Source organism: Streptomyces sp. NTH33 (genome assembly GCF_003236365.1).
In the GTDB taxonomy this organism is placed as follows: Bacteria; Actinomycetota; Actinomycetes; order Streptomycetales; family Streptomycetaceae; genus Streptomyces.
In genome coordinates, this window is sequence record NZ_POTZ01000456.1 from 1 (window position 1) to 5,490 (window position 5,490).

Here is a 5,490-nt window from a genome sequence, read left to right on the forward strand (position 1 = left end):
CCGCGGTTACGTCTGCGAGAACTACGGCGCTCCCTTCCGTCTCCCCGACCTCGGCCCCATCGGCGCCAACGGCCTCGCCAACGCACGGGACTTCATGGCGCCCGTCGCCGCGTACGAGGACGTGGACGGCCCGGTGGAGGTGGTGAACAAGTTCTGCGGCAACCTGTGGACCGCCACCTACGACCACTCCCCGCTCGACGTCGTCGCCTGGCACGGCAACCACGTGCCGTACGTCTACGACCTGCGCCGCTTCAACGTCATCGGCACGATCTCCTACGACCACCCGGACCCGTCGGTCTTCACGGTGCTGACCTCGCCCTCCGACACCCCGGGCCTGGCCGGCATCGACTTCGTGGTCTTCGCGCCGCGCTGGCTGGTGGGCGAGGACACCTTCCGGCCGCCGTACTTCCACCGGAACGTGATGAGCGAGTACATGGGCCTGATCGAGGGCGCCTACGACGCGAAGACGGCCGGAGAGGGCGGTTTCGTGCCGGGCGGCGGCTCGCTGCACAACATGATGTCGGCGCACGGCCCGGACCGGGAGACGTTCGACCGGGCGAGCGCGGCGGAGCTGAAGCCGCAGAAGGTCGACGACGGGCTGGCGTTCATGTTCGAGACCCGCTGGCCGGTGACGCTCACGCCGCACGCGGCGCGGGCCGAGCACCTGCAGCAGCGCTACGACGACGTCTGGCAGGGCCTCGAGCGGCACTTCCGCCTCTTGCCCTGACCGATTCCCTACCGGTACGGATGGCCCGTGACCTCCTTCGCCCCGGATTCGATCGTCCTGAACCGCAAGCTGCCGTTGTGGTACCAGGTGTCCCAGTCGCTGCGCGCCTCGATCCTCGGCCGCTCGCCCCGGGACCCACTGCGCCTGCCCACCGAGGAACAGCTGGCGGGGCACTACGGCGTGAGCGTGCTGACCATGCGGCAGGCGCTGAAGGAGCTGGAGGACGAGGGGCTGATCACCCGTCACCGGCGGCGCGGCACGTTCATCGAGCCGGACGCCCGGAGGGGTGCCCCGGTCCGGCTCCTCGGCTCGGTGGACGCGATCGTGGCCCAGCAGTCCGGCATGACCACCGAACTGCTGGACCACGGCACGGAGCCCGTGCCCGCCGAACTCGCCGAGTTCTTCCCGGACCTGGGCGAGGTGGCGACGTACCACCGGCTGCGCAGCGACGAGAGGACCGGTGAGCCGACCAACCACGCCCGCAACCACGTCCGTCCGGAGCTGGCCCGGCGCATAGCCGTGGACGACCTGCTGCGGTGGCCGATGACCAAGGTGCTGCGGGACGTGGTCGGCGCGGACATCAGCCGGATCACGGACACCGTGGAGGCGCGGCTGGCCGACCCGGAGACGGCCCGGCTCCTCGAAGTCCCTCTGCTCAGCCCGATCCTGCACTACACGGGGATCACCTACGACGCGGCCGGGCGGCCGCTGGACGTGGCGGTCATCCACTACCGCGGGGACCGTTTCTCCTTCTCGGTCACCCTTGACGCCACCTGAACCGGTCCGCGGACAGGCCGTACGATGCCCGGCGTGACGCACGACGACGCTGTGCCGCTGGCCGACCTCATGCCGTGGTCCGTCGCACCGCCGCGACTCGGGCGGGGGTGGCCGGCGGCGCCCGACGCGGGCTGTCTGAGGGCCCGCTGGGACGCCCTGCTGAAGGCCGAGGGCCCCGATCGGGAGACCCTGTTCGAGCCGACGCGCTCGCGGACGCCGTACACGGCGGTCGGTCAGCTGCCGGGCCGGACCGGCGGCACGGAGAAGCTGGTCCGCGCCTCGGGAGCGTGCCCGGAGCCGGTACGCGTGCTGGTGGCGCCCTTCGACGAACAGTGGCTGATCCCCGACCACCGCCTGATCGACGCGGCCCGCCCCGAGCTGTGGCGGGTGGCGGACGCCCGGCAGATCTTCGTGGCCGAGCCGGCCGCCGCACCCGGCGCCACGGAACCGCTCCTGCTGGCGACCTCCCTGCTGCCGCTGGTCCGGCCGGGCCGTGTCCGCCCCCTGTACCGCCGTCCGGGGGCACGGGAGCCGAACCTGGCGCCCGGCCTGCTCGATCATCTAGCCGCCCGCCTCGGGCACTCCCCCACCCCGGTGGACGTCCTCGCCTGGACGCTCGCGACCGCGCGCCCCGGCCCGGCCGTCCCGCTCACGGCGGACGCCGGTCTCTGGGCGGCGGGAGTGGAGTCGGGCCGCCGGATGCTGTGGCTGATGCGCCGCGACGGCGAACGCCCCAAGCTGCCCGGCGGCCGCCGCCCCTACGTCCGCGCCCCGCTGCCCCCACGCCCGCTGACCCTGCGCTACGACCGGGACGAGGAGACGCTGCACCTCGACGAGGGCCGCGTCTCCCCGGTCCCGCCGGAGGCCTGGGACTTCGAGGCGGGCCCGTCGCGCGTCCTGGAGCAGTGGTTCGCCGCGCGGACCTCGGAGGGCGAACCGGGCACACTGGCGGCGATCCGCCCGGCGGCCTGGCCGCAGGCGTGGACGTCGGAACTCCTCGAACTGATCACGGTCCTCGCACTGCTGGCGGAACTACGGCCCCGCCGGGCCGGGTTGCGGATCACCGCCCCGATCACCACCGCCGAGCTGCGGGAGGCGGGCGTCCTGCCGGTACCGCAGGCGGCCCGCCGCCCGGCGTCCGTGCTGGACCATCACGAGGAGGGCCCGGAAGGCCAGTTCGCGCTGCTGTGAGGGGAAGGGGCTACGCGAACCGAAGGGCTACGCGAACCCGTCGAGCACCCGTTCCAGCATCCGTGCGAAGACCGCCTCCAGATCGATCGGACCGGCGTCTTCCGCGAAGGACGCCGCCAGCCGCGGATAGGCGCCGCTCGCGAGCTGCCGGCCCAGGTAGGCGATCCGTGCCGCGTCCTCCTGCTCCTGGGACCAGGGCAGCGAGCGGGTGCGTTCCGCGGTGGCCAGTTCGTTCGGCCATCTGGGCGCTTCGGCCTTCGTCCTGCCGCTGCTGTCCAACGCCTACATCCCCACCGACGGCCTCACGCCCTGGCTGCGGACGGTCGCCGAGTGGAATCCGATCAGCGCGGTGACCACGGCCCTGCGGCACCTGTTCGGCAACGCTCCGGTCCCCGAGGCCGCCGCCCGGCCCGTGGCCCACCCCGTCGCCGGCTCCCTCGCCTGGTGCGCGGTCCTGATCGCGCTCTGCGCGCCCCTCGCCGTGCGGCGGTACGCCCGCGGGGAGAGGTGACCGGATACCGGACAGCGGTGACCGGCTGGTGACAAGGGCCCCGTTCCCGGGTCATGATCCGGCTCATGGACCGGTTTCCCCTGCCCCTGGAGGGCATCACCGTCGTCGCCGTCGAGCAGGCCGTCTCGGCGCCCTTCGCCACCCGGCAGCTCGCCGACCTCGGCGCCCGGGTCGTCAAGGTCGAGCGGATCGACGGGGGCGACTTCGCCCGGGGGTACGACACCGCGGCCGGGGGGCTCGCCTCGCACTTCGTGTGGTGCAACCGGGGGAAGGAGTCGATAGCGCTGGACCTGAAGGACCCACGGGGGCTGGATGTCGTACGGCGGCTGGTCGCGGAGGCGGACGTGTTCGTGCAGAACCTCGCGCAGGGCGCGGCGGCCCGGCTCGGGCTGGACGCGGCCACGCTGTGCGCCGAGCACCCGCGGCTGATCGCGGTGGACATCTCGGGGTACGGGTCCGGCGGCCCGTACGCGCACAAGCGGGCGTACGACATGCTCGTGCAGTGCGAGGCGGGGCTGGTGTCGGTGACCGGTACGCCGGAGCAGCCGGTGAAGGCGGGGATCCCGGCGGCGGACGTCGCGGCGGCCATGTACGCCTTCTCGGGCGTGCTGGCCGCGCTGGTGCGCCGTGGCACGACCGGGCGCGGCGGGCCGGTGGAGGTGTCGATGCTGGAGGCGCTCGCGGAGTGGATGGGGCATCCGCTGCACCACGCGATGCACGGCGGCGCCGCCCCGGCGCGCACCGGTCTCGCGCACGCCGTCATCGCCCCCTACGACGCCTACCCGACCGCGGACGGCGGGCGCGTGCTGCTGTCGGTGCAGAACGACCGGGAGTGGCGGCGACTGACCGAACAGGTGCTGGAGCAGTCGGGGTGGGGGACGGACCCGGCGTTCGCGACGAACGCGGCACGGGTCGCGAACCGGGAGCGGACCGACGCGCTGGTCGCCAAGGCGCTGGGCGCGCTCGGCGCCGACGAGGCGCTGGCCCGGCTGGAGGCCGCGGGGATCGCCTGCGCGCGCCTGCGGGACCTGCACGAGGTGGCGGAGCATCCGCAGCTGGCGGCCCGGGAGCGGTGGCGGGAGGTGGGGACGCCGGCCGGGCCGCTCAGGGCGCTGCTGCCGCCGATCACGCTGCCGGGCGGGGCCGGGCCCCGTATGGGGGACGTGCCCGCGCTCGGTCAGCACACCGGGGCGCTGCTGCGTGCCGTGGGGATGACGGACGACGAGATCGCAGCGCTGCGCCGGGACGGCGTGGTGGCCTGAGCGCGGGTCCTGGTGAACGGACCGAAGGAGCGCAGGCCGCGCTCAGTGCCCGCCGAACAGCGAGCGGCGGAGCCGGCGCAGCGGCGCGAACAGCGACACCCGGCGGACCCGTGCGCTCCTGCCCGTGCGGTCGTGCGCGTCACGCGCGGTCAGCTCGCGCATCAGCGACGTCGCCTCCGCCGCCTCCTGCTGCGGCACGGCGGGTCCGGCCAGCACCGCGAGATGGCGGTCGAGGCGTGAACTGGTCGCGCTGCTCCCGCAGGTGATCGCAGGGACCCTGGCCCTGCTGCGCACTGTTATCTGCTCCATGTCACTCCCCACCCGTACGAGTCCGCCCGGCCCGGGCAGAGTAACCCTATCGTCCCCCTTGGGGCACTCGTGTAGCGCGGTCACAGGATTTACCTACCCCGCAAGGGGGTTGACGATTACTCTCCGAATCCGACCGATTTCAACGCGAGTTGGGCAAATGGCTGGCTGGTGGGCTGTTCCGATCCCCCTTCGGGTTCGACCGTCACGGCCAGTGACGTAGCCGACTTGGTGAGACCCGAGACGGCCAGGGGCGTGTCACCCGCGAGGAGCCCGAGGGAGCGCGGTTGCGCGCCGGGGCGCATGAGCCAGAGCTGGTGCGCCCGGCCACCGGGCGGAGCCGCGTATCCGCTCAGGGTGACCACGGCCCGGCCCTCGGAAGCGGAAGCGATCACTCCGATACCGCGACCCCGCGCGTCCCGGCCGGTGGTGGCCCGTGCATCGGGCGCGGCCAGAACATGGGCGATCTCACGTGCCCGGTCCCTCTGGGCGTCCAGCTCCTCCTGGGTCCGGTTCGCCTGGACGGCGAACAGCGCGGCGACGACGAGGGCCGCGGCGGCGGTCACGGTGGCGAACGGGACGAACAGGGGGCGCGGCCGGGGCGCGCGGACGCGCGCGGGCGGCGGCTGGGTGCCCCAGACGTGCGGGGGCAGCCGGTTCGTGTGCGCGCGCGCCGGTGCGGGGTCCTGAGGGGTGGTGCGTACGGCGGCCAGGAC

The 5,490-nt window shown here is 73.8% G+C and carries 6 protein-coding genes and 2 pseudogenes; 5 read left to right on the forward strand and 3 right to left on the reverse strand.

What is annotated here, in order from left to right; genetic code table 11:
- The 3 genes from C1I97_RS30295 to C1I97_RS30305 all read left to right on the forward strand — a co-directional run.
- Positions 1 to 727: homogentisate 1,2-dioxygenase domain-containing protein (locus C1I97_RS30295; RefSeq protein ID WP_146608338.1), on the forward strand; the 727-nt coding region annotated here is incomplete at its 5' end.
- A gap of 27 nt (positions 728 to 754) precedes the next feature.
- Complete coding sequence (locus tag C1I97_RS30300; RefSeq protein WP_111006295.1) at positions 755 to 1,504, forward strand: GntR family transcriptional regulator; 750 nt, start codon at positions 755 to 757, stop codon at positions 1,502 to 1,504.
- Between the two features lie 24 nt (positions 1,505 to 1,528).
- Positions 1,529 to 2,695, forward strand: a complete 1,167-nt coding sequence (locus tag C1I97_RS30305) for a type ISP restriction/modification enzyme (protein WP_111006296.1) — start codon at positions 1,529 to 1,531, stop codon at positions 2,693 to 2,695.
- 27 nt (positions 2,696 to 2,722) lie between these two features.
- On the opposite strand, the pseudogene C1I97_RS30310 reads toward C1I97_RS30305, so the two are convergent.
- A pseudogene (locus C1I97_RS30310) lies at positions 2,723 to 2,929 on the reverse strand (TetR/AcrR family transcriptional regulator); the annotation flags it as partial.
- 1 nt (position 2,930) lies between these two features.
- On the opposite strand from C1I97_RS30310, the pseudogene C1I97_RS30315 reads away from it, so the two are divergent.
- A pseudogene (locus C1I97_RS30315) lies at positions 2,931 to 3,206 on the forward strand (ABC transporter permease); the annotation flags it as partial.
- Between the two features lie 65 nt (positions 3,207 to 3,271).
- Complete coding sequence (locus tag C1I97_RS30320) at positions 3,272 to 4,468, forward strand: CaiB/BaiF CoA transferase family protein (protein WP_111006299.1); 1,197 nt, start codon at positions 3,272 to 3,274, stop codon at positions 4,466 to 4,468.
- A gap of 42 nt (positions 4,469 to 4,510) precedes the next feature.
- On the opposite strand, the gene C1I97_RS30325 is transcribed toward C1I97_RS30320, so the two are convergent.
- Together C1I97_RS30325 and C1I97_RS30330 are read right to left on the reverse strand one after the other, a co-directional pair.
- The gene (locus C1I97_RS30325) at positions 4,511 to 4,777 is read right to left on the reverse strand and encodes a hypothetical protein (protein WP_111006297.1); all 267 of its coding nucleotides are present in this window, start codon (positions 4,775 to 4,777) and stop codon (positions 4,511 to 4,513) included.
- Between the two features lie 116 nt (positions 4,778 to 4,893).
- The coding region (locus C1I97_RS30330; protein ID WP_111006298.1) for an anti-sigma factor at positions 4,894 to 5,490 on the reverse strand (597 nt) is incomplete at its 5' end.

Bases quoted from the DNA above. Each gene is read 5' to 3' on its own strand.
- C1I97_RS30320 (WP_111006299.1), top strand. From the start codon at position 3,272: ATGGACCGGTTTCCCCTGCCCCTGGAGGGCATCACCGTCGTCGCCGTC.
- C1I97_RS30305 (WP_111006296.1), top strand. From the start codon at position 1,529: ATGCCCGGCGTGACGCACGACGACGCTGTGCCGCTGGCCGACCTCATG.
- C1I97_RS30325 (WP_111006297.1), bottom strand. From the start codon at position 4,777: ATGGAGCAGATAACAGTGCGCAGCAGGGCCAGGGTCCCTGCGATCACC.